The sequence below is a fragment of the Gemmatimonadales bacterium genome, from assembly GCA_036279355.1.
GTDB lineage: Bacteria > Gemmatimonadota > Gemmatimonadetes > Gemmatimonadales > GWC2-71-9 > DASQPE01.
In genome coordinates this window covers 57,818-82,280 of record DASUJH010000028.1, presented here as the reverse complement: position 1 = coordinate 82,280, position 24,463 = coordinate 57,818, and the positions used below count along the sequence as shown (strand labels likewise).

The window sequence follows — 24,463 nt, the reverse complement described above, 5'->3', positions numbered from 1 at the left end:
GCTCGGCCCCGCCCCGCCGCTCGACCGATCGGAGTGCGCGGTAGAGCCCATCGCTGCGGAGCTGCTCGAGCTCCTCGCCGAGCGCCGCGTCGAGCGTGCCGCTCAGAACGGCTTGGAGATCGCGAGCCAGGCGGCAATGCCTCCGAGCACGGGGATGGCGAAGAATACGGCGCGCGCGAGCTCCGGCCGGCGATACGGCACCGCGAGCAATAGGCTCACGATCAACCAGATCACGAGCTTGCCCCAGACCCAGCCGGGAAAGGCGCCGCCGTGCGTCACGCCGAGCCGCGCGAGGAGGCCAAAACCGGCCACGAGCACGATGAGCATCGCGATGCCGTGGCTCATGCCGGCGAGCTTTCGCGCGACGTTGCTCTCGCGCGTCGCCCCGTTGGCGACAACGAGCGCCACGCCGCCGAGCGCGGCAAAGGCGAGGAAGATCCCGAACAGATGAATGACCTTGTAGGCCTGGTAGGACATCGTGGCCGCGCGGGTGAGGGAAGTGGATGCGTGCGCGGAAGTTTACATCGCGCCCGGACCTCCGTCGAGCCGAACATCGCGCGGGATCTGGACGGCCCCAGCTACGGATTGTACCCTTAGCCTGATTTCGCCCCGCTCCCCCAACCCGGACTCCGTGTCGGACCTGGCCCACCGCCTTTCGGCTGCTCTCGCCGACCGCTACGTGATCGAGCGCGAGCTTGGCCGCGGCGGCATGGCGATGGTCTATCTCGCCCGCGATCTCCGGCACGATCGCCCGGTCGCGCTCAAGGTGCTCCATCCCGAGCTCGCTGCGGCCCTCGGCGGCGAGCGGTTCCAGCGCGAAATCAAGCTCGCCGCGCGGCTCCAGCATCCGCACATCCTCACGGTCCACGACTCCGGCGGGATCCCCGCCGACTCCGGCGGACCGTTCCTCTGGTTCACCATGCCGTACGTCGAGGGCGAGACGCTCCGAGGCCGGCTCAACCGGGAGAAACAACTCCCGGTCGACGATGCGGTCCGGATCACGCGCGAGGCGGCAGACGCGCTCGAGTACGCTCATCGCCACGGCGTGGTGCACCGGGACATCAAGCCCGAGAACATCCTTCTCAGCGGCTCCCACGCGCTGGTCGCCGACTTCGGGATCGGGAAGGCGCTCGGCGCCGAATCGGGCGATCACCTGACCGAGACCGGCCTCACGGTCGGCACGCCGGCCTACATGAGCCCCGAGCAGGCGAGCGGCGAGCGCGATCTCGACGGCCGCACCGACATCTATTCGCTCGGCGCCGTGCTGTACGAAATGCTCGCGGGGCAGACGCCGTTCACCGGGCCCACGGCGCAAGCCGTGCTGGTGCAGCGGTTCACCGAGACGCCGCGTCCGCTGCATACGCTGCGCGCGACTGTGCCCGAGGCGGTGGAGCGGGCGGTCGAGCGCGCGCTCGCCCGCGCGCCAGCCGATCGCTTCCTGAGCGCGGCGGAGTTTGCGCGGTCTCTCGATCCGAGCGGCTCGTTTGGCGCCGCCCCGACGGCGCGGGTAACGCCGGCGAGCGCGCCGGACCGGCAGGACGCGGCGCGGGACTCCGGCGCGGCGCCGGTGTCATCAGCCGGACGCGGGTGGCGTCCGCTCGCCGCGCTCGCCGCCCGGCGCTCTGCGGTGCTTCTCGGCATCGGGTTCCTGCTCGGGCTCGGCGTGCTCTTCGCGTGGCGCAGGACCCACGCGGTCGCCGACGATGCGATGGACGCCGGCCCCAAGGGCATTGCCGTGCTCCCCTTCGAGAACCTCGGCGCACCGGACGACGACTATTTCGCCGACGGCATGACCGATGCCGTCCGAGGCAAGCTCGCGGGCATTCCCGGGCTCCAGGTGATCGCCCGAACCAGCTCCGCGCCGTACAAGAAGACGGCCAAGACCCCGCAGCAGATCGCGCAGGAACTCGGCGTGCGCTACATCCTCTCCGGCACGGTCCGGTGGGAAAAGTCCGGCGGCGCCAACCGGGTGCAGGTGAGCCCGGAGCTGGTGCAGGTGGGCGGCGGCACCGCGCCCACGACGAGGTGGCAGCAGCCGTTCGACGCCACCATGACCGACGTGTTCCAGGTCCAGGCCGATATCGCGAGCCGCGTGGCGCAGGCGCTCGACGTGGCGCTCGGCACGACGGCGCGCGAGACCATCGCCGAGAAGCCCACGCAGAACCTCGCGGCGTACGACGCCTTCCTCAAAGGCAACGAGGCGGCCGGCGGGCTCATTACCGCGACGGTGCCCGAGCTCCGGCGCGCGATCGGCTATTACGAGCGGGCGGTGGCGCTCGACTCAAACTTCGCGCTCGCGTGGGCCCAGCTCGCCCGCGCCCACGCCGCCCAGGCGCCCCCGACACCCGGCGACCTCGTGGCGAGCCGCGGCGCCCTCGCGCGGGCACGTGCGCTCGCACCGGCCGCGCCGGCCACCTACCTGGCTCTGGGCGACTATTACAGCGGGCTCGAGCACGATTTTCCAAAGGCGCTCGAGCAATACGAACTGGGGCGGAAGGCCGCACCGAACGATGCGGAGATGCTCACCGGCATCGCATTGGTGGAGCGGAGCCAAGGTCACCTCGATCAGAGCCTCGCATCACTCCGGCAGGCGTTGGCCCTCGATCCGCGCTCGGCAGGCACCGCGCGACGGGCGGCGCAGACCCTGCTCTGGCTCAAGCGCTATCCCGAGGCCATGGAGGCCGCCGACCGCGCGCTCGCGCTCGACCCCGAGTCTGCGGATCTGAACGAGACCAAGGCCATGGTGTTCCTGGCGCAGGGCAACCTTCCGGGGGCGCGTGCCGTCCTCAAGTCCGCGTCGGCCCGCGTCGATCCGATCGCGCTGGTGGCCTACGTCGCGACGTACTGGGATCTCTTCTGGGTGCTGGACGATCAGCAACAGCAATTGCTCCTCCGCCTCACGCCCGAGCCCTTCGGGGATGATGCCGCCAACCGGGCGATATGCTTCGCCCAGACCTACGCGCTCCGGGGCGACTCGGCTCGCGCGCGAGCATACGCCGACTCGGCCAGGGTCGCGGCGGAGGCCATCGTCAACCAGACGCCCGACGACCCATCCTACTACGCCGTCGCCGGCCTGGCCTACGCCTACCTTGGCCGCAAGGCCGAGGCGATGCGCGACGGAGAGAAGGCGGTGGCGCTGCTCCCGGTGAGCAAGGACGGCTACCAGGGCGTCTACTTCCTGCACCAGCTTGCCCGGATCTATACGCTCGTCGGCGAGTCGGACAAGGCAATCGACCTGCTGGAGCAGGTGCTGGCGCGGCCGTACTATCTCTCGCCCGCCTGGCTCAGGATCGACCCGACGCTCGAGCCGCTGCGGAAGAATCCGCGCTTCCAGAAACTCGCCGGCGCCTCGCCGTGAGCGCCGCCGTCGACATCACACGAGGAGGCTCGATGCGTCGAGCGTTCGCCATCGTATGCGCGTGCGCGTCCGCGTGCGCACTCGCCGCCGCACATCCCACCACCGCACGGGCGCAGGACCCCGGCACCAGCGTCCGCCCCTTCGATCAGAAGCACGGCGGCACCGCCAACGTCCATATGCTGGGCCACGCGGTCACGAGCCCCGGCGCCTGGAAAGCCGCGGACGTCGAGCTGGAACAGGATCCGGGCCGCCCGTACGTCTACGTCTCCGGCTTCGTCAACTTCGATACCCAGATCTACGACATCCGCGACCCGTCACACCCGAAGAAGATCGTCGACTGGACCATAGAGAATCCGGAGCTGCACCGCGGCATCGGCGCGATGGACGGGAAGTACTTCAAGATCGGCAGCCGCTACTACTACGCGCAGTCGTTCCAATTCTTTCAGGGGAGTCCCGATGCGGACCTCGGGGCCGTGATCCTGGACGTCACCGGCCTGCCCGACCCCAGGAGCGTGAAGGTGGTGGCGCGCATCCGATATCCGGAAGCGCCCGGCGGATTCCACAATACCTTCGCCTACAAGCACTCTGATGGACGCGTGCTCTACTTCGCGACCATCAATCAGCCCAAGGCGCTGGTATACGATCTGGGCAAGGTGGTGAGCGGCGCCGACTCGAGCACCTGGCTCGTGGGCGCGGTGCCGAATCCGACGCCGTTCAAGCAGATCGGCGCCGGCGGCTACCACGACTTCTACGTGGGCTACGACCCGGCCACGCACCAGGACAAGTTCTACGGCGCGGGCCTCGGCGGATATTCGGTATGGGACGTGACCCACCCCGAGGCGCCCACCCAGCTCTTCACCATCACCGGTCTCGGGCTCGACGTTGCGCACACCTTCACGCCCTCGCCCGACGGACGTTACGCCGTGACCGAAACTGAGTACCAGTACACCCCGCTCCGGATCTGGGACTTGCAGCCGGGCCAGCAGGGCAAGGAGCAGAACCTCGACGTGGCCCTGAGCGCCTGGGCCGCCGACTGGCGCGACCTCTCGCACAACCACGAGGTGCGCTGGCCGTACGTGTTCGTATCGGCGTACGAGGACGGCCTGCAGATCTTCGACCTCAAGGACCCGAAGAACCCCAGGACCGACGGCGCGTACTTCACCTGCGGGTGCGAGCACGAGCACGGCTTCGGCGGCACGCCGGACAATGGCTGGCAGAGCACGATCAGCGTGGAGCAGGGCGCGTTCGGGGTCGATGTGCGCAACTCGGATGGGCTCATTGCGCTCTCCGATATGCGGAGCGGACTCTGGCTCTTCCGGATGGACGGCTTCAAGGGCTGGAACGGCCGCGACTACGGGATGCCGAACATCTCGAGCGTGCAGGACTACGATCACGGCCCGGAGGGGGCACCCAAAGAGCGCGCATCCGCGGGCGCACGGTGAGGCTCGCATTGGCGGCCGCGGTGCTCCTCGCCGCGGCACCGCTCCCGGCCGCACATTCGGGCTCGACACTCTCGGACGCGGCCGGCCCCTACGACATCGCACTCTTCTCCACGCCGACGGCCCCCGCAGCGCGGGGGCACGCGAGGCTGGTCTACGCGCCCTCCCCCTTCGGCGTCGCCGTCACGGCCGACGGCCGCGCGCGGTACGACGTTCAGATCACCGCTTCGGCCCTTCCCGCGCCTTCCACTCTTGGCGCGTTCTCCAGTTACGTCGCCTGGGAAGTGACGCCCGACCTGAGCCGCTGGACCCGGCTCGGCGTCGTCGCCAAGGGCACGAGCACCGTGGGTCCCGCCGAGCTCAACAAATTTCTTCTCGTCATCACCGCCGAGGCCGACTCGATGCCGGCGGCGCACGCGGGGCCGACGGTGCTCCACGGCACCTCGCCCAGCGGCTGGCTGCAGTCGTTCCTCACCCACCCGCTGTTCCGGGGCGTGGCGCCGTGACCGGCCGGGCGCGCGCGATGTGGACCGAGCCGCTCGCGGCCGTGCTCCTGCTCCTGCCCGTCGCCTCCCCGGCGCAGCAGCCGTCCGCCCCGCACGCATCGCCCACGAACCCCGCGCCCATGCACGACATGCCCGGCATGTCGGAGCACGCGATGGTGATGCCGATCCCCATGCCCGCGGGCATGCCCATGATGCCGGGGCTCGTAGGGCTCGCCCCCGGTGTGACCCCTTTCCTTCCGGGCGCGGGGCTCGACCTGGCGCGGCTGCCGGCCGCGAAGGCTTCGGCGGTCGTGCGCCTCAAGAACGGCGACACCCTGGACCTCACCGCCACGCTCGTGCGGCGCGCGATCGCGGGCCACGCGTTCGCGATGTACGGCTACAACGGCGAGGTGCCGGGCCCGCTCATTCGCGTACCGCGGAACGCGACGATCGTCGTCCGCTTCCACAATCGCATCGACCTGCCGAGCGCGGTGCACTGGCACGGCGTGCGGCTGGATAATCGTTCCGACGGCGCGCCCGGCGTCACCCAGGAGCCCGTGGCGCCCGGCGCCGATTTCATCTACCGCATCCACTTTCCGGATGCAGGCATCTACTGGTACCACCCGCACGTGCGCGAGGACGTCGAGCAGGCGATGGGTCTCTACGGCGCGATGCTGGTGGATTCACCGGACAGCGACTACTACCCGCCCGCCAATCGCGACGCCGTGCTCATGCTCGGCGATCTTCTGGTGAACGCCGACAGCCTGATCCCGTTCGGACGCGAGGGCCCCGACTTTGCGCTCATGGGACGGGTGGGCAACGTCCTGCTCGTGAACGGCGAGCCGGACTACGCCCTGCACGTGCGCCGGGGCGAGGTGGTGCGCTTTCAGCTCGTGAACGTGTCCAGCTCGCGCACCTGGAACGTGTCGTTCGGCGGCGCGCCGATGAAGCTCCTGGCCGGCGACCAGAGCCGCTTCGAGCGCGAGGAGCGGGTGATGAGCGTGGTGCTCGCGCCGGCGGAGCGGTACGTCGTGGAGGTGCGCTTCGACCGCGCCGGCCGCGTGCCGCTGGTGAACGCGGTGCAGGCGATCAACCACTACCAGGGCGAGTTCGTCCCCGAGGTCGACACGCTGGGCATGGTGACGGTCGACGCCGCGCCCGTGGCACCCGACTATGGCCGAGCGTTCTCCACGCTCGGCGCCCATCCGGACGTAAGCCGCGACATCGACCGCTATCGCGGGTATTTCGACCGGCCGCCCGACAAGCGGCTCACCCTCGCCCTCGCTACTACCGCGCTGCCTCTCGCCACCGTGCAGTTCATGAGCATCGACACCGCGTATTACGCGCCGGTGGAGTGGGTGGACGGCATGCCCGACATGAACTGGCTCTCCACCTCAAAGCAGGTGCGCTGGGTGCTGCGCGACGACGTCACGGGTAAGGAGAACATGGACATCGACTGGCATGTGTCGGCCGGATCGGTGGTGAAGCTCAGAATCTTCAACGATCCGACGTCCTTCCATCCGATGCAGCACCCGATCCACCTGCACGGTCAGCGGATGCTCGTCGTGGCACGCGACGGCGTTCCCAGCACCAATCTCGTCTGGAAGGACACGGCGCTCATTCCCGTCGGCGCCACGGTCGATCTGCTGATCGATGCGTCGAACCCGGGTGCGTGGATGCTCCACTGTCACATCGCCGAGCATCTTGGATCCGGGATGATGGCGGTGCTGCACGTCGACCCGCCGGCGCAGGGCAGCGGCCGATAGACGGATTCCGTCAATCCGCGGGGGCTCCTCGCCGCCGGAAGATCGTGGCACCCGGCCCGTCGAAGACGCGCTCCCACTGCGGGCTCGCCGCCAGGTCCTGCACCAGCGTCCGGCAGCAAGGCCACCTCGGCGCTTTCGGCACGAAGAGATACTCTGCGCCGAGGCCGCTCGTGGCGAACCACTGATCGAGACAGCGTTCCGTGCGCTCGGCGCACGACTGCAGTTTCTCGTGCAGCGTGACCATCCGCGCGAATTCCCGATGGGGCATCCATTCGGTGCCCTGCACCGTGGCGATGCTCCTCCGCTCCGCGAGGCTCGGGAACCATTCGCCCGCGCGATCCTCCGACCACCCTGCGCTGGTCACCACGAGAAATCGGCTACCCGCGGGCGTTGCCGTGCGCGCCCATGCCATGGCCGAGCGCTCCGCGGGTGCCAGCGCCTCGAGCGACCAGCCGTCGCCACCGAACGACGGCTCGCGGTTGGTGGCCCAGTGCGCGGAATACGCGATGAGGCCGGCGAGCACGGCGGCCGTCACGAGTGCGCCCCAGCCGCGGGCGCCGCCGCGCGCCGGCGCCGGACTCTCAAGCCCGGCCCCACGCGTTCGGGTGGCGGGCAGTCTGCCCGTAGTGAGCGGCACCAGCACGTCCGCTACGGCGAGCCCGGCCAGCAGCGCCACCGGCACCGTCGCGAAGGTGAGCCCCTGCCGCGCATCGAGCACCAGGATGAACAGCCACCAGATCGGCAGCAGGAATGCGCGCCGCACCAATGTCGCAACGACCCCGACGACCGCGAGCATCCAGACGATCGGCGCCATCGCCTCGCCCGTCGTCCCGATGCCAAGCGCGGCAAGCGTCACCCGGATGTGATACCGCGCGGGCCCGCCCGAGAAGATCGACGCCCCGGTGGCGCTCGCCGCGCGGAACGGCGCGAGCCCATGCTGCGCGAGCACGGTCGCCCACCAGGGCGCGCTCAGCACGGCGGTGCCGAGCCCGAGCAGCAGCATCCAGCGTACGCCGGCGGCACTCCGCCCGTACGCCAGAAATACGAGCACGATGCTGAGCACGAGAAATGGCGCCGTGCCGACGTGCGACGCGACCGAGAGCGCCGCGGCGACGGCGGCGGCGGCGAGGCAGCGCCGGTCTCCTGTGCGGAAGAGCCGGGCCATGAGCCAGATCGCGCTGAGCGCGAAGAGAAACCCGAACGCGCGGGTGAGCCCGCCGCCCATGAGCAGCCAATCGAAGCTGCGGGGCACCACGGCAAAGGCGAACGTGGCCCCCACCTGCGCGGTGCGCGACGGCAGCAGCTCGCGGGCGAGAAGTGCGAACGGCACCAGCGTGAGGCAGGTGGCGCCGAGCGGCAGGAACCGGAGCGCATCCAGCAGGCTCATGAGCCCGGCGCCTGAGACGAGCGCCGCCGCGTAGATGCCCACCGGCGGATAGGCAAACGGCAGCGCGCCGCCGTTGTACGACGTGGTCGGCGGAATGAGGTACCCGTTTCGCTGGAGATCGCGCGCCATCGTGTAGAAAAGGCCGCCGTCGTTGAGCGGAAAGTCGCGCGAGAGGACCAGGTACGATCGGAGCGCGCAGCCGAGGGCGATTGCCGCGGCGAGTGCTACGAACGTGAGGACGGCCCCGGTATCGAGCCGCTGTCCCACCCCGGGGGAGTGCGCTGGCGGAGGAACCGGCACGCTCTGCCGCCCTGCGGCCGAACCGTTGGACGATACCGGCGGTACCGGCTCCGCCCCTGCGGCCGTTCGAGTCGCCGTCACGCCGGAACCAGTTGGGGGCCCGCGCCGGCCTTCCGAAAGCGCCCGCTGTCGCGCGGCGTGTCGCGCGGCGCACCGGCCAGCCGGTCGGCCACGAGGCGCGCGGCGGCGCGTCCCTCGCGGATCGCGTAGTTGGTGCCGCGGTCCTCGGGATAGACCTGCGCCATCGTCGCGAGATAGACGCCGCCGAGCGGTGTCTCCGTCTCCGGGATCAGCGCACCGTAGTGCCGCACGACGAGGGGCTGCGAGTGCCGTGCCCGCCAGACGTGCGCGGCCAGGATCCACTCGCGCGAGAACGCGGGAAACATCCGCTGGAGGTGCGGCAGGCTGAACTCGAGCACCTCGTCGTCGCTCATCCGCCACAGCGGCGCATCCTCCGGCAGATACTTCGAGAGATAGACGATGTGCCGCCCCGCGTACGTCTCCGCGGGCTCGAAGTTGGTGTGCTCGATGATGCCGACGAACGGAAAGGTCGGATCGTTGACGTTGAGCCAGTAGGTGCTCGAAAGGCTGCGGTCGAGCTCCAGCACGAGGCAGACGTTCGCGAGATACCGCACCCGCCGGAGCGACGCCGTGTACCCGGTCGCGGCGTGCGGCGACACGAGGTCGGCCACGATGGGGAGCGCGGGTGTCGCGATCACCGCGTCGGCCGCCACCACTTCGTCGCCCACCTGGACGCCGGCTACGCGGCCGTCTCGCATTGCGAGGCCCGTCACGAGGGCGCGGAGCCGGATGCGTCCCCCGCGCTCCTCGACGGCCTCCGCCAGCCGCTCGGCCAGCGCGGCGAACCCACCGCGGTAATAGGCCAGCATCTCCGCGCCCCGCTGATCGCGGCTCCCACCCCTGAGCTTGAGCTTGTTCCAGAACCACACCGCCGAAATCTCGTCGGCGTGCGAGCCGAACTTCCCTGCGAGGAGCGGCGCCCAGACCACCCGATACACCTCGCGCCCGCCGAGCTGGGTGAGCCACTCCTCAGCGGTGAGGTGCTCCAGCGCGCGCCAGTCCTTCACCCGCCGCGCCCGGAGCGCGAGCACGCCAAGCCGGAGCCGGCCGAGAATGCTCAACGGCGTGAAGCGGAGCACGTCGGGGGGCGTGCTCAGCTTGAAGAAGCGCTGCGCGAAGTACATCCCGGTGCGGGTGGGCCGGAAGACGATGCGGTCTTCGGCGCCGAGCTCACGCACCAGCGTCGTCACGTCGGCGTCGTTGGTGAACCAGTGGTGATAGAACTTCTCGAGGCGCGTGCCGCCCACCTCGAAGCTGCCCGCGAGGCCGCCGACTTCGTCATCCGCCTCGAGGACCGTGACGGCGACGCCGCGCCGGGTGAGCTCCCACGCGGCGGCGAGCCCGCTGAAGCCGGCTCCGATGATCGCGACGTGCGGGGGACGCGGTGTACCGGGCATCGAATCCTCCAGGGCTCGGCGCATTGGCGTGGACGATCGACGCGCGCCGGTGGGGCGACCGCTGAGAGACGGGCCGCCGTCGTGCGCTACGCGGGTTCGGCCTCGCGTCGCATCGCGGTGATCCGCGGCGCGAGGAGCAGCAGGGCGCCGGCCGCGGTGATCGGCAGCCAGAGCAGCACGTGGGTGAGCAGCGCGAACGCCGCCGCGACGCTCCGGTCCGCGCCGTAGGCGGTGAGTCCGAGCATCGTGAAATAGTCGAAGGTGCCGACGTAGCCGGGCGAGCTCGGCAGGAGCGTCGCGAGCGTGCCGGTGGCGAGCGAGAACCAGGGGGCGAGCGGCGCGACCGTCGCGTGGAGCGACGCGGCCACGGCGGCGTAGAGGCCGCCCTCGAGCGTCCACGCGAGCGCGCTCAGCCCGAGCAACTGCACCGCGCGCGCCGGCGACTGCAGCGTGCCGAGTGCCTCGACGAAATGCGTGGCGCCGCCCGCGACCCGCGCGACCAGGCCGCCGCCGGCCCGCGCTTCGAGCCGCGACCGGGCCCGCTCGAGCCGCCGCGCCACCCAGCCGGGCGCCACGACCAGCGTCACGATCGCGGCGAGTCCGATGGCCCCCGCCGTGGCCCCGGCGCTTACGTACGCCGCCGGCACCACGCCCGACGCGGCGCCCAGCAGTCCGATGAAGAAGATGGCGATGAGCACGACCCCGTCGAGCACCCGCTCGATCACGAGCGTGCCGAGCACCCGGCCCGGCGGAGAGCGGAGCGCGTGGCGGAATCCGAACGCGCGCACGAGGTCGCCGGCCCGGAACGGCACCGTATTGTTGACGGCGAGGCCCACCAGAAACGGGCGGGCGCAACGCCGCGCCGCGAGATCCGGCTCGAACCCGCGCAGCATCCACCACCACCGGAGCACGCGCACCCCGATGCCGGCCGCGAAGAAGAGCAGGCCGAGCGCGAGCGGCGCCGCGGAGGCCGAGCTCAGGACGCGGCTTACCGCTGCCCACTCGACCCGCCGCGCGATGAGCCACACGAACAGCCCGGCCACGACGAGCCCGAGCACCGGTCGGAGCCAGCGCGCGCGCTTCGCCGGCGTGCGTTCCGGGATCATGCGTTCCGGGGTCATGCGTTCCGCACGCGCAAGGCGCGTGGAGCCCCGCGCCGCTCGCCGGTGCGGCGCTCGCGAAAGATCCCCTTGGAGATCCGCCCGTTGCCGTGCGACGGCCGCTCGAAGCCAAGGCGCTCGCGCAGGAGGTATAGCGGCCGCCGCTTGGATTCGCCGTAGATCCGCCCGACGTACTCGCCCATGATCCCGAGCGAGATGAGCTGCACGCCGCCGAGGAAGAGCACCGCGATGAACAGGGCGGTCCACCCGGGCACGAAAATGGTGGTGAAGAGCCGGAGGATGACCGCGTACACGATCCCGAACACCGCCATGAGCGACACCACGAAACCGGCATACGTCGCGACGGTGAGCGGCTTCACCGAGAACGACGCGATCCCGTCCATCGCGAACCGGATCATCTTGCCGACCGGATACTTGCTGGTCCCGGCAAACCGCGCCGCGCGCCCGTATGGCACCGCCACCTGCCGGTAGCCCGCCCAGCTCACGAGGCCCCGTACGAACCGGTCGCGCTCGGGCATGGCGATGAGCGCATCGACCACCCGCCGGTCCATCAGGCGGAAGTCGCCGGTATCGAGGGGAATCTCGGTTTCGGTGAGCCGCGACATCAGCCGGTAGAACGCGCTGGCGGTCGCGCGCTTGAACTTCGACTCGCCCTCGCGATCGGTGCGGACGCCGTAGGCCACGTCGTAGCCTTCGCGCCACCGCTCGACCATCTCGGCGATCACCTCGGGCGGATCCTGCAGGTCGGCATCGATCAGCACCACCGCGTCGCCCGCAGCGTGCTCGACGCCGCCCGTCACCGCGATCTGGTGGCCGAAATTGCGCGAGAAGGCGAGAACCCGCACGTGCGGATCGCTCGCGGCCAGCCGCTCCAGGATCGCGCCGGTCGCGTCGCTGCTCCCGTCGTCGACGTAGAGGATCTCGTAGCCCAGGTCCGGCAGGGCGCGCAGCACGCGCGAGAGCCGGCGGTGGGTCTCCTCGATGACGGCTTCTTCGTTGTAACACGGAACCACGACGGTCAGCAACCGGCCGTTGAACATACGCCACCACAAAGCTGTCGGAGCGGCCCGCAACCCCGGAGTGGGCAACGCGCATTCACTCCCGGGTTGTCGTCGGGCGACGGCGCCTCGCGGCAGCCGGCCCCGTCCGCGGCATAGCTACCCGGCAGTACAAGAGAGTGGCTGTGACCGGGCGCACACCGCGTGAGGCCGGCGCGCGCCATCGTGCAGCACGCATCCCGCTGCTCCTGGCACCCCGCATCGCGCATCGAGGAGGATCACCATGGCCGACCACCTGTTCCGGCGCCTCGTCTCTGCCCTCGGCCGGTGGCCCGTGGCCCGGCAGATCGCCGATCTGGGCAACGGCCACGCCGCACCCCACGGGGCCACGGCGCATGACACCGCACCGCACGATCCGGCGGTGAGCCCCGCCACGCGCGCGATGCGCTCGCGGCTCGAGGGCACCCGCGCCGTCGCCAGCGTCTGCCCCTACTGTGCCGTGGGCTGCGGCACGCTGATCCACGTGCGCGACGGTCGCGTCGCCGAGGTGGAGGGTGACCCCAAGAGCCCGATCAACCAGGGCACCCTCTGCCCCAAGGGCGCGGACATCTACCAGTACACGGTGAACCCAGACCGGCTCACCACCGCGCTCTATCGCCCGCCGCACGGCACACGGTGGGAGCGGGTGTCGCTCGAGTGGGCGATGGACCAGATCACCGACCGCATGCAGGACACTCGCGATCGCACCTGGACCGCGAGCGACGCCAAGGGCCGCCCGCTGCGGCACACGAGGGCCGTGGGCTTCCTGGGCGGCGCCGCGCTCGACAACGAGGAGAACTACCTCATCAAGAAGCTCTGCGTGGGGCTCGGCATCGTCGCCGTCGAGAACCAGGCGCGCATATGACACTCCGCCACGGTCCCCGGTCTGGGGACGCCACTCGGCCGCGGCGGGGCCAGCACCTTTCTCCGCGATCTCGCGAACACCGACTGCATGCTGGTGATGGGCTCGAACTTCGCCGAGTGCCACCCCGTGGGGTTCCGGTTCGTCATGCTGGCGCGCGAGAAGGGCGCGGAAATCATTCACGTGGACCCGCGCTTCAGCCGCACCTCGGCCTGCGCCACCCGCTACATGCAGATCCGCGCCGGCAGCGACATCGCGTTCCTCGGCGCCCTTATTCACCAGGTGCTCGAGAGTGAGCGCTGGCGGAGCGATCCGTTCTTCGAGGAGTACGTCCGCCACTATACCAATGCCGCGACCATCATAGAGAAAGAATTCCGCGACGTTGCCGATCTGGGCGGGCTCTTCTCGGGTTGGCGTCAGGACCACTACTGCCCCGACACCTGGCAGTACGCCGGCATGCAGCGGGTGCTCTACCTCTCGGAGCAGCAGGAGGAGATCTGCAAGCTCAAGACGACCCAGTCGTGGGGCATGCACGCGGGCCGCACGGTGGGCGGGCCGCCCGAGCGCGACGAGACCATGCAGCATCCGCGCTGCGTGCTCCAGCTTCTGCGTCGTCACTTCAGCGCGTACACCCCGGAAGCGGCCTCACGCATCTGTGGCGTGCCCGCGCAGGAAATCACGGCCGTGGGCGACGCGCTCCTCAGAAACTCCGGCCGCAACCGCACGTCGGCCATTGCCTACGCCGTGGGCTGGACCCAGCACACCACCGGACCGCAGATCATCGCCAGCTCGGCGATCCTGCAACTGCTGCTCGGCAACATCGGCCGCCCGGGCGGCGGCATCCAGGCTCTCCGCGGCCACGCCACCATCCAGGGGTCGACCGACATCCCGACGCTCTACGACCTTCTCCCCGGTTACCTCCACATGCCGACACACCTCGGCATCGATCAGGATCTCGGGAGTTATATCTGGAACGAAGGCGGCGCCACGGGTGTGTGGGCCAACACGAAGTCCTATCTCGTCTCGCTGCTCAAGGCGTGGTACGGCGACGCGGCCACGGCGGAGAATGAGTTCGGCTACGCTTGGCTGCCGCGCATCGATCGGGACTACTCCCACATGCCGATGTTCATCGACATGCACGAAGGTTGCATGGAGGGGCTCGTCCTCATGGGACAGAACCCGGCGGTGGGCGGCCCCAACGCGCGCTACCAGCGCGAGGCGATGCACCGGCTCAAGTGGCTCGTCGTGCGCGACATCTTCATGACGGAGAGCGCTACCTTCTGGGAGCACGCGCCCGAGGTGCGGAGCGGCGAGGTGCGGCCGGAGGAGATCGGCACCGAGGTGTTCGTGCTCCCTGCCGCCACCGTGCCCGAAAAGGACGGGAGCTTCACCAACACGCACCGGCTCATCCAGTGGCACCACAAGGCCGTCGAGGCGCCGGGAGACGCGCGCTCCGATGCGTGGTTCATCTTTCATCTGGGCCGGCGGCTCAAGGAGCGCCACGCGCATTCCGCTGAGCCGCGCGACGCGGGGCTCCGCGCGCTCACCTGGGACTATCCCACCGAGGGCGCTCACGCGGAGCCGAGCATCGAGCACATCCTGCGCGAGGTGAACGGCTACCGCTGGGCCTCCGACTGGAACGATCGCGAGCAACTTGCGAGCGGGCTCCACCTGGCCGATGATGGCAGCACGGCGTGCGGTTGCTGGATCTACACCGGCGTCTTCACCGACCGGAACCGCGCCGCCTCCCGCGAGCCGGACGACTACGTGGCGCCCGGCTGGGGCTTCGCGTGGCCCAGCAACGTCCGGCTGCTCTACAACCGCTGCTCGGCCGATCCGGAAGGCCGCCCCTGGTCACCCGAGAAGAAATACGTCTGGTGGGACGAGCGCGAGCGGCGCTGGACCGGCGCCGACGTCCCCGACTTCCCGCGCAGGAAGCCGCCGGAGTACGTGGGCGATCGCGCGAAGGGCGGACTCGCCGCAATTTCCGGCGATTCGCCGTTCGTTATGAAGCCGGACGGGAAGGCATGGCTCTTCTTCCCCAACGGAATGAAGGACGGGCCCATGCCGACGCATTACGAGCCATGGGAGTCGCCGGTGGAGAACGCGCTCTACCGGGAGTACGAGCGCAATCCGGAGACGCGACACTGGGACATGCCCGGCAACCGCTACAGCGGCATCGCAAACCCCGAATTCCCCCACGTGCTCACCACGTACCGCCTCACCGAGCACCACACCGGCGGGGGCATGACCCGGTGGAACAGTTGGCTGAGCGAGCTGCAGCCGGAGGCGTTTGTCGAGCTGAGTCCTGAGCTCGCGCGTGAGCTCGGCGTGCGGAGCCGTGACTGGGTCACCGTCGTCACCGCGCGCGGGCGCGCGCCGGCCCGGGCGCTCGTCACCCGCCGGCTGCGCCCGCTCGAGGTGCAGGGGCGCGTGATCCACCAGGTGGGCTTTCCCTGGCACTTCGGGTATGAGGGACTGGTCCGCGGCGCATCGGCGAACGATCTCGTATCGCTGGTGGGGGAGCCGAACGTGACGATTCACGAGGGGAAGGTGATGACGTGTAATCTGGTGGCAGGGCGGGATGGGGATGCAGAAGGCGGAAACGGCGGTAGAGGTGGTAAGGCCGGGGGCCGTGATGGCGATCGCGAGGGCCGGCGGTGACCGCGCCGGGGCATGCGGGCGTGGCGCACGGGGTCCGTGCGTGGGATACGCACGGCGAGCAGGCCCAACCCGCACAGAAGACCTCCGGCACATCCATCACGCCGGGGCGCGCGTACGGGTTCTTTACCGACACCACGCTCTGCATCGGGTGCAAGGCGTGCGAGGTGGCGTGCAAGCAGTGGAACCAGCTCCCGAGCGATGGCTACGAGCTGTCCGGACACTCGTATGACAACACCCGGCAACTCGGCGCGAGCACCTGGCGTCACGTCACGTTCATCGAGCAGTTCGACGAGGACCGCTTTGCCGAGCGCGATTTCGACGTCTTCGCGAGCCTGCCCGCCCGGGTTGAGCCGTGGGGCGCATTCACGGCCGGGGAACAGTGGGCGGAGCCGGGCCGGCGATGGCTGCTGATGTCGGACGTGTGCAAGCATTGCGTGAACGCCCCCTGTCTCGAGGCCTGCCCCACCGGTTCGATCATCCGCACCGAGTTCGACAGCGTGTACGTACAGCAGGACGTCTGCAACGGCTGCGGCTACTGCGTGCCCGCCTGTCCCTTCGGCGTGGTCGAGGTCGCCAAGGGCGGCGACGGCAAGGCCCACAAGTGCACGCTCTGCTACGACCGGCTGCGCGGCGGCATGGAGCCGGCGTGCGCCAATGCCTGCCCCACCGATTCGATCCAGTTCGGGCCGGTGGACGAGCTGGTCGAGCGGGCCAAGCTCCGCACGGACGAACTGCGTGGCCGCGGCATTCCGGCATATCTCTACGGGACCGATGGCGTGCTCGAAGATGGCGCCGATACCACGCGACTCAACGGCCTCAATTGCTTCTTCCTCCTTATCGACAGGCCCGAAGTGTACAATCTGCCGCCGGTGCCGCACCGGGCGTCGAGCGCGACGGGTCGCGGGCTCGTCACCAGCGGGCTTGCGGCGCTCGGCCTCGTCGCGGCGACACTCTGGGCCTTCGCGGGGGACCGATGACGGCCACTACCTCCGCACCCGATCCCGCCCGCGAGAACGCCCTCCCGCCCGCGCCGCCCGTCAAGGCCGTGCAGTGGGAGTGGTACATCCCCATTTATTTCTGGACCAGCGGCATCGCCGCCGGAAGCTGGATCGTGGGGGCGGCCGAGGATCTCGCGGGCGCGCGCGACCGCCACGTGATCCGCGCCGCACGCTACCTGGCCCTGGGTGGGATGCTCGCCGGTTCCGGCCTCTTGATCGCCGACCTGGGCCGGCCGGAGCGATTCCATCACATGTTGCGAATCGTGCGGGCGCGCTCTGCCATGAGCCTCGGCTCGTGGGGACTCACCGCCTTCGGCAGTTGCGCCGGAGCCGCGGCGTTGCTGCAGGCTGCGGAGGATGGATGGCTCGGACGCCGGCCGCGGCTCGCGCGGCTTTCGCGCGGCGCGGCCGGGCGGGCGCTGCACGCCGTCGGGTTGCCACTCGCCGCGTTTGTCGGCAGCTACACCGGTGTCCTGCTCGGATCCACCAACACGCCGAGCTGGGCGCGCCGCGCGGACTGGCTGGGCCCGCTCTTCCTGAGCTCGGCGCTCTCGAGTGGGTTGGCGGCAGTAGGGCTCCTCGCCGAATCCGGGCGGCGTCGTTGCCCAATAAGCGGCCGAACGGGCAACGGGCGGCGAAGCCGCGCGATCGCGCGGCGGCGTGCAGAGCGGCGGCTGGCCCGCGCCGAGGTGATCGCGCTCGCCGCCGAACTGGCCCTGGCACTGCGGGGGCGGGCCTCGGTCCGGGCGCTGCCGTCGGACGCCGAGGCGCCGCGCAGCGAGCACCTGGCCCGCGACCTCACGCTGGCGCTCGGGCTCGGCGCGCCGCTCGTGCTGGCGGTCGCGCGCGTCTCACGCCGTGCCCGCGGCGTGCGCCGGAAGCGCACGAAGCGCCACGCGCCCAATCACTCGACGACGGCGCGCATCGAGCGCCTCACCGCGGCTCTGGCGCTCGCGGGCAGCCTCGCGCTTCGCTATCTCGTCACCCGCGAGGGATTGCGGAGCGCCCGCACTCCGGCCGATACCTGGCGCTTCACGGAAACGAAGAGCGCCGAGCGCGCTCCGGCGAACCGCGCGCGCTCGGCGACGGATAGTCGCGTGCGGGATCAGGTCCCGGCACCAGCGGTCGACCGGCCCGCCCGCGAACGGCCCTCGCTGCTCTGAGAGCCCTGCTGGCTGGAGCTCTGGCTCTGGTGCTGCACCTTCAGGTTGTTGTGCACGTCCTTCACGCCCGAGCAGTGGTCCGCGATGTCCTCCGCGCGCCGCTTGGCCTCGCGGCTGTCGACCGTGCCGGTGAGCGTGGCCTCGCCGTGCTGCACCTTCACCTCGATCTCGCTCGCGTCGATTTCGGAATCGCGGGTCAGTCCCTCGTTGATGTCTTCCTCGACCCGCTGATCCGAACGTTGATAGCCCTTCGGGCCCCGGCCCGCATGCTGGCCCTGCTGGCCCCATGGCATGTACTGCTGTCCGCCGGAACGCTGCGACGAGTAGAAGTTGCCCTGGCCCGACGAGCCCTGGCCGTATGCGGACCCGTAACCCCAGCCCTCACGCGCCATCGATCCCTGCCCGTAGTCCTGCTGCCCCTGGCGTGAGCCTTGGTATCCCTGCGCCGAGCCCTGATAACCATAGCCCCAGCCCTGCTGCCCCGGGCTCCAACCCTGGTAGCCGCCCGGGCTGTAACCCTGGTACCCCGTGTAGGAGCCCTGGTATCCGGGCGTGTACCCGTAGCCAGCGCCGTATCCAGACCCATACCCGCTGCTCGACCCGTACCCGCCCTCGCGCCCCTGCCACGGCTGATTCCCGTACCCGCCTTCGCGGGATGCGCCGCCCCACTGATCCTCCCGTCCGTATGGTTCACGCCCGTAGAAGTCGCGGCCGTAATAGTCGCGCCCGTAGGGTCGATTTTCGAAACTGCGGTCGTAATACGCCATTGAAGCACCCTGCCAAGGTTTGAGGGTTGATGAGGTGCCCGCACCTTATACGCGCGGTCACGGACGGAACGTGATACGGGTCACCCGTGGCGCGACCGCCGCGGCAGCGTCGCCGCACTGTTCGGGATGTATGCTCTCTGCGCGGACGCGCCCCTCGGGCATCCGACTTGCGGCATGCTGGGCCCGCACCCCTCACACTCGAACGGTCACCGCATGGACGAGCTCTCGCCCCGCGCCGTCGTACGCATACCCGTGCACCGGGGCCGCGCCACGATCCTCGTCGTGGACGAGGCGGAAGCGGTCCGCGGCGAAAGCTGCCGCGTGCTGCGCCGCGCCGGCTATGCGGCGATCCCGGCGCGTGGGGGAATCGAAGCGGCGTGGGTGCTCCGGGGGAGCGGACGCGTCGATCTGCTGATTTCCGACGTGTCCATGCTCGAGTGCGATGACTATCACTTCGGCCTCCCGCTCGCGCACATGCAGCAGTGGCTTCCGGTGCTCTACATCGCACCGTGGAGCCATGAAGAAACGGTGCGCCGTGGCATCCTGCACCCCGGCGCACCGTATCTCCAGAAGCCCTTTCCTCCGTCCGCGCTCGTCCGCGCGGTGGGCCGCCTGCTGCATGCGCGGCCCCGCCCCGTCCCGATCTAACGGCGGGAGGCCCGCTCGGCCGCGGTGGAGGAGCCGTGCCCGGTCACCCGGTCCCAGGCGTCCCGCACGGCGTCTTTGATGTCATCCCACGTGGACTGATGCTCCCCGCGGTAATCGTAGCGGTCCCAACCGGCGCGCAGGTCACGCTCGGACTGGTCCCAAGTGCGGCCCATGTGATGGCGCGCCGACTCGAAGCCATAGCGATAGGCCGGCCGGTAGCGCTCGTAGTCGTTGCCCAGGGCGTAGGGCCGATTCTGGAAGTTGTCCTGCCAGTAGCGATCCTCATCTTCCCACACGAGATCCGAGCCGGGCACGGCGGCGCCGCTCCTGGTGAATCCGCTCTCGTCATTCTTCGCCATAATCGCCTCCGGCGTGTGGCCGGTCGAGGTTTGCGTTGTCGCACGCTCCGCCTCCACCTTAGCCAACGGCGCCGGCGCCCAAGGTGACCGGCACCGCAGCAATTCGGCGCCCCCGGTCACATCGCGCGTTGCGCATGCCGAGCACTGTCGAGCATGGCATTCGACGTCGCGCAGGCGGTCCGGTGATGGTGTTCCGCAATCGCAAAGAGGCGGGCCAGCGGCTGGCGCGCGCGCTCGCGGCGTACGCGCACCGGCTCGACGTACTCGTGCTCGCACTGCCTCGCGGTGGGGTGCCGGTGGGTTTCGAGGTCGCCCATGCCTTGGGCGCGCCGCTCGACGTATTCCTCGTGCGAAAGCTCGGGCTCCCCGGGCACGAAGAGCTGGCCATGGGCGCGGTCGCCACAGGCGGCCTGCGCGTGCTCAACCGCGATGTGGTGGAGCTGGCGCGGGTCGACCCCGAGCTCATCGACCAGGTGACGCGGGAAGAGCAGCACGAGCTGGCCCGCCGCGAGCAGGCGTATCGGGGCGACCATCCTGCGCCCCCCGTCGAGGGGCGCACCGTCATTCTGGTTGACGACGGCCTCGCCACCGGCTCCACGATGGAAGCGGCGGTGCGCGCGCTCCGGCAGAGGCAGCCGGCGCGTATCGTAGTCGCGGTGCCCACCGCGCCGCGCGAAACCTGCCGCGCGCTCCGCGCCGTGGCCGATGACGTGGTCTGCCTCACGACGCCCGAGCCATTTCATGCGGTCGGCGCCTGGTATCGCGACTTCTCCCAGACGAGCGACGAGGAAGTCCGAACGTTGCTCGCGGAGGCCGGCGCGGGCACCGCCGGCCCAGCGGCCCGCTGAACGGGCGGCGGACGTACGATGGCTGACGAGCGCGATCGCATCACGGCCGAGCAGATCACGGCCGAGCGCACCGTCGAGATCGAGGCGGCGGGCGCCCGACTCGAAGCGGATCTCGCGGTGCCGTCGGGTGCGATCGGCCTCGTAGCGTTCGCGCACGGGAGCGGCAGCAGCCGGCACAGCACGCGCAACCGCTACGTGGCCGAGGTGCTGCGCTCCGGCGGGCTCGCGACGCTGCTCATGGACCTCCTCACTCGCGAGGAGGAGCGCGTCGACGAGCGGACCGGGCATCTCCGCTTCGACATCCAGCTGCTGGCTTCGCGGCTCGTCGGCGCGACGGATTGGCTGGCGCACGACCCGGAAACCCGCGGACTTCGGCTCGGCTACTTCGGCGCGAGCACGGGGGCCGCCGCCGCGCTTGTGGCCGCGGCAATCCGGCCGCGCGCGGTGGCCGCGGTGGTGTCGCGCGGCGGCCGGCCCGACCTCGCTGGGGCGGCGCTCCCGCGGGTGCGGGCACCGACGCTGCTCCTGGTCGGCAGCCTCGACGTGCCGGTCATCCGCCTCAACGAAACCGCGCTGCGCGAGCTTCGCGCGCACGCCCAACTCGAAATCGTGCCGGGTGCCTCGCATCTCTTCGAGGAACCCGGCACGCTCGCCCGCGTCGCGGAGCTCGCGACGACCTGGTTCGACCGCTTTCTCACCGCTCGCCCGCCCGCACCCTGACACCGTCGTGCATGGTGCACCGCACGGGTGACCACGGTCACCCACGCGCCTCGCGCCCGTGCCGCCGCGCGGTGTGACCGGCCGCGCCACCAAGAGGCGCGACGAAACACTGCACGTCGCGCCGAACCTTTCTACGCTGCATGGGTAGTTCTGTTCGCCCGCTGGGCCACCGGGCTGAGTTGGGCCGAGAAGGGTCGGACGCCGGCCGTTCTCCGAATTTTCCAGGTACGCTTGCCGTGCCGCCGATGCGCAGATCGATCGCGGAGGCGGACGGCTCCGACGATGGAGCGAGAACGGCGGAGTGTTGGCATTGGCGCAAGAACCGGCAAATCAACGCGACACGGGCCGCGCGGCGCAGGCCGGGTCCGGCGCGATTCTCGTGGTCGACGACGAAGAGGCCGTGCGAAAGCTCACCGCGCGGATGCTCTGCTCGGGGGGCTTCGATGCGATCGAGGCCTCGAGTGGTGCGGCCGCGGTGGAACGGCTCGAGCGCGAGGCCCCACGCATCCGCGCCGCAGTGGTCGACGTGGTGATGGCCGAAATGAACGGGCGCGATCTCGGAGCAATCATCGAGCGGCGCTGGCCGCACATCCGCGTGCTCTACATGACCGGCTACGCGGCGCTCCGCTCCGCGGGCACCGGACCGCTCGCCCCGCCGCGGCCGCTCATTTTCAAGCCGTTCACGTCCGATCAATTGCTCGCGCGGCTGCGCTCCCTCATCGAAGGCGCGGGCGGCGAAGGCGCAGGCGGCGCTAGGTGATGCTCAATGCCGGGATTCTTGCGCGCGCACGTCGAAGTGTCGGGCGAGCACGTACGTCACCCGGCCCTCGAGCTGCACCCAGAAGCCCTCCAGATCGTCCCGGAACTCTCCCTTGAGCAGCACCGGATACCAGACGAGCGGATCCACGTTGGGGTAGAGCGACACCCAGGCCGGTTTCACCCGCGCTTCCACCGACTTGCCGTGGTGACCGGCATCGGCAAGGCGTGGCGCCGGGCGCGGATTCGAATGGCAGTCGGTAATCTGCTGGAGCATCGATCGTACCATTGGTGTCACGTTGCGGGCAGGCCCGCGCCACGCCCGGACTATAGTACACCGGGGCGGCGGATTGGCAATCGCCCGGCCGCCGCGAATTCGTTTTCGCCGTTGTACTTGCTCCGGGCCCGACCGGGTCCTATGTTGGCCCTCGCCCACTCAACTCAACGTCGATCGAAGCCCTGCACCGCGCCCGCTCAGGCACGCAATGGATGCGCCTCCGCCCGCCCGGCACGTCGTGAGTGGCGAGACGATTCTCGTCGTGGATGACGAGGAAGTGGTACGTCGGCTCGTCGCCCGCATGCTGCTCGATGGTGGCTTCCGTGTGGTCGAAGCGCCGGACGGAGTCGCCGCCCTCGAACGTCTGCGGCGGGACAGCGGCGACATCGCCGCGGTGGTGACCGACGTGGTGATGCCGCGCATGGACGGCCGCCAGCTCGCCGCGGCCATCGCCGAGTGCTGGTCGCACATCCGCGTGCTCTACATGACGGGATACCCGCGGGACCGGATGACCACCGCCGGTCGGCTGTACCCCGGCGTTCCCATTCTCTACAAGCCGTTCACCGGCGAGCAGCTCGTGCGCCGGCTGCGCGACCTGCTCGCGCCGCGCGGCGGCCCCCACTGACTCACCCGCCGGCGGCCGCGCCGGGCAGCGCCCACTCGTCCTTGAGCGCGATGCCGGTGAGCCGGCGCCGCCGCGCTTCCGTCAGGAAAAACAGCAGTCGATCGGCTGCCGCCGCATAGCCGAGCCCCTCGGGTCGGATGTTGGAGACGCAGTTCCGCTCCGCATCGCGCCGCCCGGGCGTCGGCGCCCACGTGAGATAGGCGCCGAGGCTATCGGGCGAAGAGAGCCCGGGCCGCTCGCCGAGCAGCACCAGCGCCAGCGGCGCGCCGAGCAGCTCGCCGATCTCGTCGCCCAACGCCACCCGCCCCTGCTCGGCCACGGCGACCGGCGCAATGCGCCATTCCGAAACTGCAAGCCGCGGAACGAGACGCTCGAGTACCGGCGCGGCGTGCCGGCTCGCGGCAGCGGCCGAGAGTCCGTCCGCCACGACGAAGGCGACGTCGGGCGGCGCCGCCTCGCCAGCGGCGCAGGTCGAGAGCCGCGCGCGTGAAGCATCGTCGAGGCGGCGCCCGAGGTCGGGGCGCTGCAAGTATTCGGTCCGGTCGCGCGCGGCACTTCGGACCGTCGCAATGTCGATCCCTGTATGTGCGAGCGCACGCGCGAGCTCCGTCGCGAGCGCCGCGGCATCCAATGCGAGGTGCACCGCATCGCGGGCCCGGGCGTGGGCGAGTTGAAAATCGAGATGTGCGCGGGTGGGGAGGCTCACGCCCGCGCGCCCGAGCCCGATGCGGGCGGGCGTGAGCTGCCGGAACGCCGCCCAGGCGTCGGGCGGCTGGGTCACCGAGCGGGGACTACCATCCCATGCGCTCACGGAGAGTAGAGATGTGCGCGACGTGATGGCGCCCGTGCCAGGCATAGAGCGCGATGGCCATATCGAGCGGCACGCGTCCCATTTCCGGGTGGCGGTACGCACGGGCAAAGTGCACCGGCTCGAGCGCGCCAAGGAGCAGCATCCAGCGCGCGTGCAGCGCGTCGAGCAGCGCGAGCGACAGCTCCACCGGCGCGCCCCGCGCGTCGGGCAGCTCGGCCCACCGTTCCTCGGCATACGACTTGATCGCCGGTTCGTCCTCGGTCAGCGCGAGCCGCATCCGCATGTAGGCGTTCAGGTGGCTGTCGGGCAGATGATGCGCCACCTGGCGCACGGTCCAGCCACCGGGTCGGTACGGAGTGTCGAGCTGTGCGTCGGAGAGCCCCGAGACCACGCGGCGAAGCGCGGCCGGCGCCTGCGCAATCTGCGCGATGCGCGCCTGGCGCTCGTAGGGCTCGGAGCGGACCGGCGGCTCGAATGTCCCGATGGGGTAACGCAGGTCGGTCATACGTCGAAGTTATCGGGTGAGCAGCTCGCGCGCCCGGAACGCCACGCCGCGCGCGGACACCTGCCGCTCGGGCGGAGGTCGAGAAGCGG

23 protein-coding genes are annotated in these 24,463 nt (G+C 70.3%); 13 read left to right on the top strand and 10 right to left on the bottom strand.

What is annotated here, in order from left to right; all coding sequences use genetic code 11:
- Positions 1–102: 102 nt before the first annotated feature.
- Positions 103–477: a hypothetical protein gene (locus tag VFW66_07885; protein HEX5386600.1), complete on the bottom strand. Its 375-nt coding sequence runs from the start codon at positions 475–477 to the stop codon at positions 103–105.
- Positions 478–631: 154 nt separating this feature from the next.
- Here VFW66_07885 and VFW66_07880 point away from each other — a divergent pair, with 154 nt between their 5' ends.
- Genes VFW66_07880 through VFW66_07865 form a run of 4 tightly spaced genes read left to right on the top strand, consistent with a single transcriptional unit; the run spans position 632 to position 7,048 of the window.
- The gene (locus tag VFW66_07880) at positions 632–3,358 is read left to right on the top strand and encodes a protein kinase (GenBank protein HEX5386599.1); all 2,727 of its coding nucleotides are present in this window, start codon (positions 632–634) and stop codon (positions 3,356–3,358) included.
- 32 nt (positions 3,359–3,390) lie between these two features.
- Positions 3,391–4,800 (top strand): hypothetical protein, encoded by a 1,410-nt coding sequence (locus VFW66_07875; protein HEX5386598.1) that lies wholly within the window; start codon positions 3,391–3,393, stop codon positions 4,798–4,800.
- Positions 4,797–5,303 carry a hypothetical protein gene (locus VFW66_07870; GenBank protein ID HEX5386597.1) on the top strand — a complete coding sequence of 169 codons (507 nt, stop codon included), beginning with the start codon at positions 4,797–4,799 and terminating at the stop codon, positions 5,301–5,303. The genes VFW66_07875 and VFW66_07870 overlap by 4 nt, the downstream gene beginning before the upstream one ends.
- On the top strand, positions 5,300–7,048 hold the full coding sequence (locus VFW66_07865; GenBank protein ID HEX5386596.1) for a multicopper oxidase family protein: 1,749 nt from the start codon (positions 5,300–5,302) through the stop codon (positions 7,046–7,048). Before VFW66_07870 ends, VFW66_07865 begins: the two co-directional genes overlap by 4 nt.
- A gap of 10 nt (positions 7,049–7,058) precedes the next feature.
- On the opposite strand, the gene VFW66_07860 is transcribed toward VFW66_07865, so the two are convergent.
- The 4 genes from VFW66_07860 to VFW66_07845 all read right to left on the bottom strand — a co-directional run bounded on the left by VFW66_07860 (position 7,059) and on the right by VFW66_07845 (position 12,374).
- Complete coding sequence (locus VFW66_07860; protein HEX5386595.1) at positions 7,059–8,702, bottom strand: hypothetical protein; 1,644 nt, start codon at positions 8,700–8,702, stop codon at positions 7,059–7,061.
- 110 nt (positions 8,703–8,812) lie between these two features.
- The gene (locus VFW66_07855) at positions 8,813–10,213 is read right to left on the bottom strand and encodes an NAD(P)/FAD-dependent oxidoreductase (GenBank protein ID HEX5386594.1); all 1,401 of its coding nucleotides are present in this window, start codon (positions 10,211–10,213) and stop codon (positions 8,813–8,815) included.
- An 86-nt stretch (positions 10,214–10,299) separates the two neighbouring features.
- Positions 10,300–11,334 (bottom strand): lysylphosphatidylglycerol synthase transmembrane domain-containing protein, encoded by a 1,035-nt coding sequence (locus VFW66_07850; GenBank protein ID HEX5386593.1) that lies wholly within the window; start codon positions 11,332–11,334, stop codon positions 10,300–10,302.
- Positions 11,331–12,374, bottom strand: coding sequence for a glycosyltransferase family 2 protein (locus VFW66_07845; protein HEX5386592.1), 1,044 nt, complete (start codon positions 12,372–12,374; stop codon positions 11,331–11,333). The genes VFW66_07850 and VFW66_07845 overlap by 4 nt, the downstream gene beginning before the upstream one ends.
- Before the next feature lie 241 nt (positions 12,375–12,615).
- Between VFW66_07845 and VFW66_07840 the strand changes: the two genes are divergently transcribed.
- The 4 genes from VFW66_07840 to nrfD are packed head-to-tail and all read left to right on the top strand — an operon-like array spanning position 12,616 to position 18,058.
- Positions 12,616–13,236: a hypothetical protein gene (locus tag VFW66_07840; GenBank protein ID HEX5386591.1), complete on the top strand. Its 621-nt coding sequence runs from the start codon at positions 12,616–12,618 to the stop codon at positions 13,234–13,236.
- Positions 13,237–13,257: 21 nt separating this feature from the next.
- A complete protein-coding gene (locus VFW66_07835) occupies positions 13,258–15,897 on the top strand; it encodes a molybdopterin-dependent oxidoreductase (GenBank protein ID HEX5386590.1) in 2,640 nt (879 codons plus the stop codon).
- Positions 15,894–16,874 (top strand): 4Fe-4S dicluster domain-containing protein, encoded by a 981-nt coding sequence (locus VFW66_07830; protein HEX5386589.1) that lies wholly within the window; start codon positions 15,894–15,896, stop codon positions 16,872–16,874. Before VFW66_07835 ends, VFW66_07830 begins: the two co-directional genes overlap by 4 nt.
- Complete coding sequence (gene nrfD, locus VFW66_07825; protein HEX5386588.1) at positions 16,871–18,058, top strand: NrfD/PsrC family molybdoenzyme membrane anchor subunit; 1,188 nt, start codon at positions 16,871–16,873, stop codon at positions 18,056–18,058. Before VFW66_07830 ends, nrfD begins: the two co-directional genes overlap by 4 nt.
- Here nrfD and VFW66_07820 read toward each other — a convergent pair.
- Positions 18,001–18,825: a BON domain-containing protein gene (locus VFW66_07820; GenBank protein HEX5386587.1), complete on the bottom strand. Its 825-nt coding sequence runs from the start codon at positions 18,823–18,825 to the stop codon at positions 18,001–18,003. The genes nrfD and VFW66_07820 overlap by 58 nt on opposite strands.
- A 213-nt stretch (positions 18,826–19,038) precedes the next feature.
- Here VFW66_07820 and VFW66_07815 point away from each other — a divergent pair, with 213 nt between their 5' ends.
- Complete coding sequence (locus VFW66_07815) at positions 19,039–19,473, top strand: response regulator (protein ID HEX5386586.1); 435 nt, start codon at positions 19,039–19,041, stop codon at positions 19,471–19,473.
- Here VFW66_07815 and VFW66_07810 read toward each other — a convergent pair.
- On the bottom strand, positions 19,470–19,832 hold the full coding sequence (locus VFW66_07810) for a hypothetical protein (protein ID HEX5386585.1): 363 nt from the start codon (positions 19,830–19,832) through the stop codon (positions 19,470–19,472). The two genes, VFW66_07815 and VFW66_07810, sit on opposite strands and share 4 nt — an antisense overlap.
- A gap of 185 nt (positions 19,833–20,017) precedes the next feature.
- Between VFW66_07810 and VFW66_07805 the strand changes: the two genes are divergently transcribed.
- The 3 genes from VFW66_07805 to VFW66_07795 all read left to right on the top strand — a co-directional run bounded on the left by VFW66_07805 (position 20,018) and on the right by VFW66_07795 (position 22,160).
- On the top strand, positions 20,018–20,680 hold the full coding sequence (locus tag VFW66_07805; GenBank protein HEX5386584.1) for a phosphoribosyltransferase: 663 nt from the start codon (positions 20,018–20,020) through the stop codon (positions 20,678–20,680).
- A gap of 18 nt (positions 20,681–20,698) precedes the next feature.
- Positions 20,699–21,400 (top strand): dienelactone hydrolase family protein, encoded by a 702-nt coding sequence (locus VFW66_07800; protein HEX5386583.1) that lies wholly within the window; start codon positions 20,699–20,701, stop codon positions 21,398–21,400.
- 304 nt (positions 21,401–21,704) lie between these two features.
- A complete protein-coding gene (locus VFW66_07795) occupies positions 21,705–22,160 on the top strand; it encodes a response regulator (protein HEX5386582.1) in 456 nt (151 codons plus the stop codon).
- A gap of 3 nt (positions 22,161–22,163) precedes the next feature.
- Here VFW66_07795 and VFW66_07790 read toward each other — a convergent pair whose 3' ends face one another.
- Positions 22,164–22,433, bottom strand: a complete 270-nt coding sequence (locus VFW66_07790) for a hypothetical protein (protein ID HEX5386581.1) — start codon at positions 22,431–22,433, stop codon at positions 22,164–22,166.
- 208 nt (positions 22,434–22,641) lie between these two features.
- On the opposite strand from VFW66_07790, the gene VFW66_07785 reads away from it, so the two are divergent.
- A complete protein-coding gene (locus tag VFW66_07785; protein ID HEX5386580.1) occupies positions 22,642–23,058 on the top strand; it encodes a response regulator in 417 nt (138 codons plus the stop codon).
- 1 nt (position 23,059) lies between these two features.
- On the opposite strand, the gene eutC is transcribed toward VFW66_07785, so the two are convergent.
- Positions 23,060–23,869, bottom strand: coding sequence for an ethanolamine ammonia-lyase subunit EutC (eutC, locus tag VFW66_07780; protein ID HEX5386579.1), 810 nt, complete (start codon positions 23,867–23,869; stop codon positions 23,060–23,062).
- Positions 23,850–24,374: a putative metal-dependent hydrolase gene (locus tag VFW66_07775; protein ID HEX5386578.1), complete on the bottom strand. Its 525-nt coding sequence runs from the start codon at positions 24,372–24,374 to the stop codon at positions 23,850–23,852. The genes eutC and VFW66_07775 overlap by 20 nt, the downstream gene beginning before the upstream one ends.
- Between the last annotated feature and the right edge of the window lie 89 nt (positions 24,375–24,463).

Bases quoted from the DNA above. Each gene is read 5' to 3' on its own strand.
- VFW66_07885 (HEX5386600.1), bottom strand. From the start codon at position 477: ATGTCCTACCAGGCCTACAAGGTCATTCATCTGTTCGGGATCTTCCTC.
- VFW66_07875 (HEX5386598.1), top strand. From the start codon at position 3,391: ATGCGTCGAGCGTTCGCCATCGTATGCGCGTGCGCGTCCGCGTGCGCA.
- VFW66_07855 (HEX5386594.1), bottom strand. From the start codon at position 10,213: ATGCCCGGTACACCGCGTCCCCCGCACGTCGCGATCATCGGAGCCGGC.
- VFW66_07850 (HEX5386593.1), bottom strand. From the start codon at position 11,334: ATGACCCCGGAACGCATGATCCCGGAACGCACGCCGGCGAAGCGCGCG.
- VFW66_07845 (HEX5386592.1), bottom strand. From the start codon at position 12,374: ATGTTCAACGGCCGGTTGCTGACCGTCGTGGTTCCGTGTTACAACGAA.
- VFW66_07840 (HEX5386591.1), top strand. From the start codon at position 12,616: ATGGCCGACCACCTGTTCCGGCGCCTCGTCTCTGCCCTCGGCCGGTGG.
- nrfD (HEX5386588.1), top strand. From the start codon at position 16,871: ATGACGGCCACTACCTCCGCACCCGATCCCGCCCGCGAGAACGCCCTC.
- VFW66_07820 (HEX5386587.1), bottom strand. From the start codon at position 18,825: ATGGCGTATTACGACCGCAGTTTCGAAAATCGACCCTACGGGCGCGAC.
- VFW66_07815 (HEX5386586.1), top strand. From the start codon at position 19,039: ATGGACGAGCTCTCGCCCCGCGCCGTCGTACGCATACCCGTGCACCGG.
- VFW66_07810 (HEX5386585.1), bottom strand. From the start codon at position 19,832: ATGGCGAAGAATGACGAGAGCGGATTCACCAGGAGCGGCGCCGCCGTG.
- VFW66_07805 (HEX5386584.1), top strand. From the start codon at position 20,018: ATGGTGTTCCGCAATCGCAAAGAGGCGGGCCAGCGGCTGGCGCGCGCG.
- VFW66_07800 (HEX5386583.1), top strand. From the start codon at position 20,699: ATGGCTGACGAGCGCGATCGCATCACGGCCGAGCAGATCACGGCCGAG.
- VFW66_07790 (HEX5386581.1), bottom strand. From the start codon at position 22,433: ATGCTCCAGCAGATTACCGACTGCCATTCGAATCCGCGCCCGGCGCCA.
- VFW66_07785 (HEX5386580.1), top strand. From the start codon at position 22,642: ATGGATGCGCCTCCGCCCGCCCGGCACGTCGTGAGTGGCGAGACGATT.
- VFW66_07775 (HEX5386578.1), bottom strand. From the start codon at position 24,374: ATGACCGACCTGCGTTACCCCATCGGGACATTCGAGCCGCCGGTCCGC.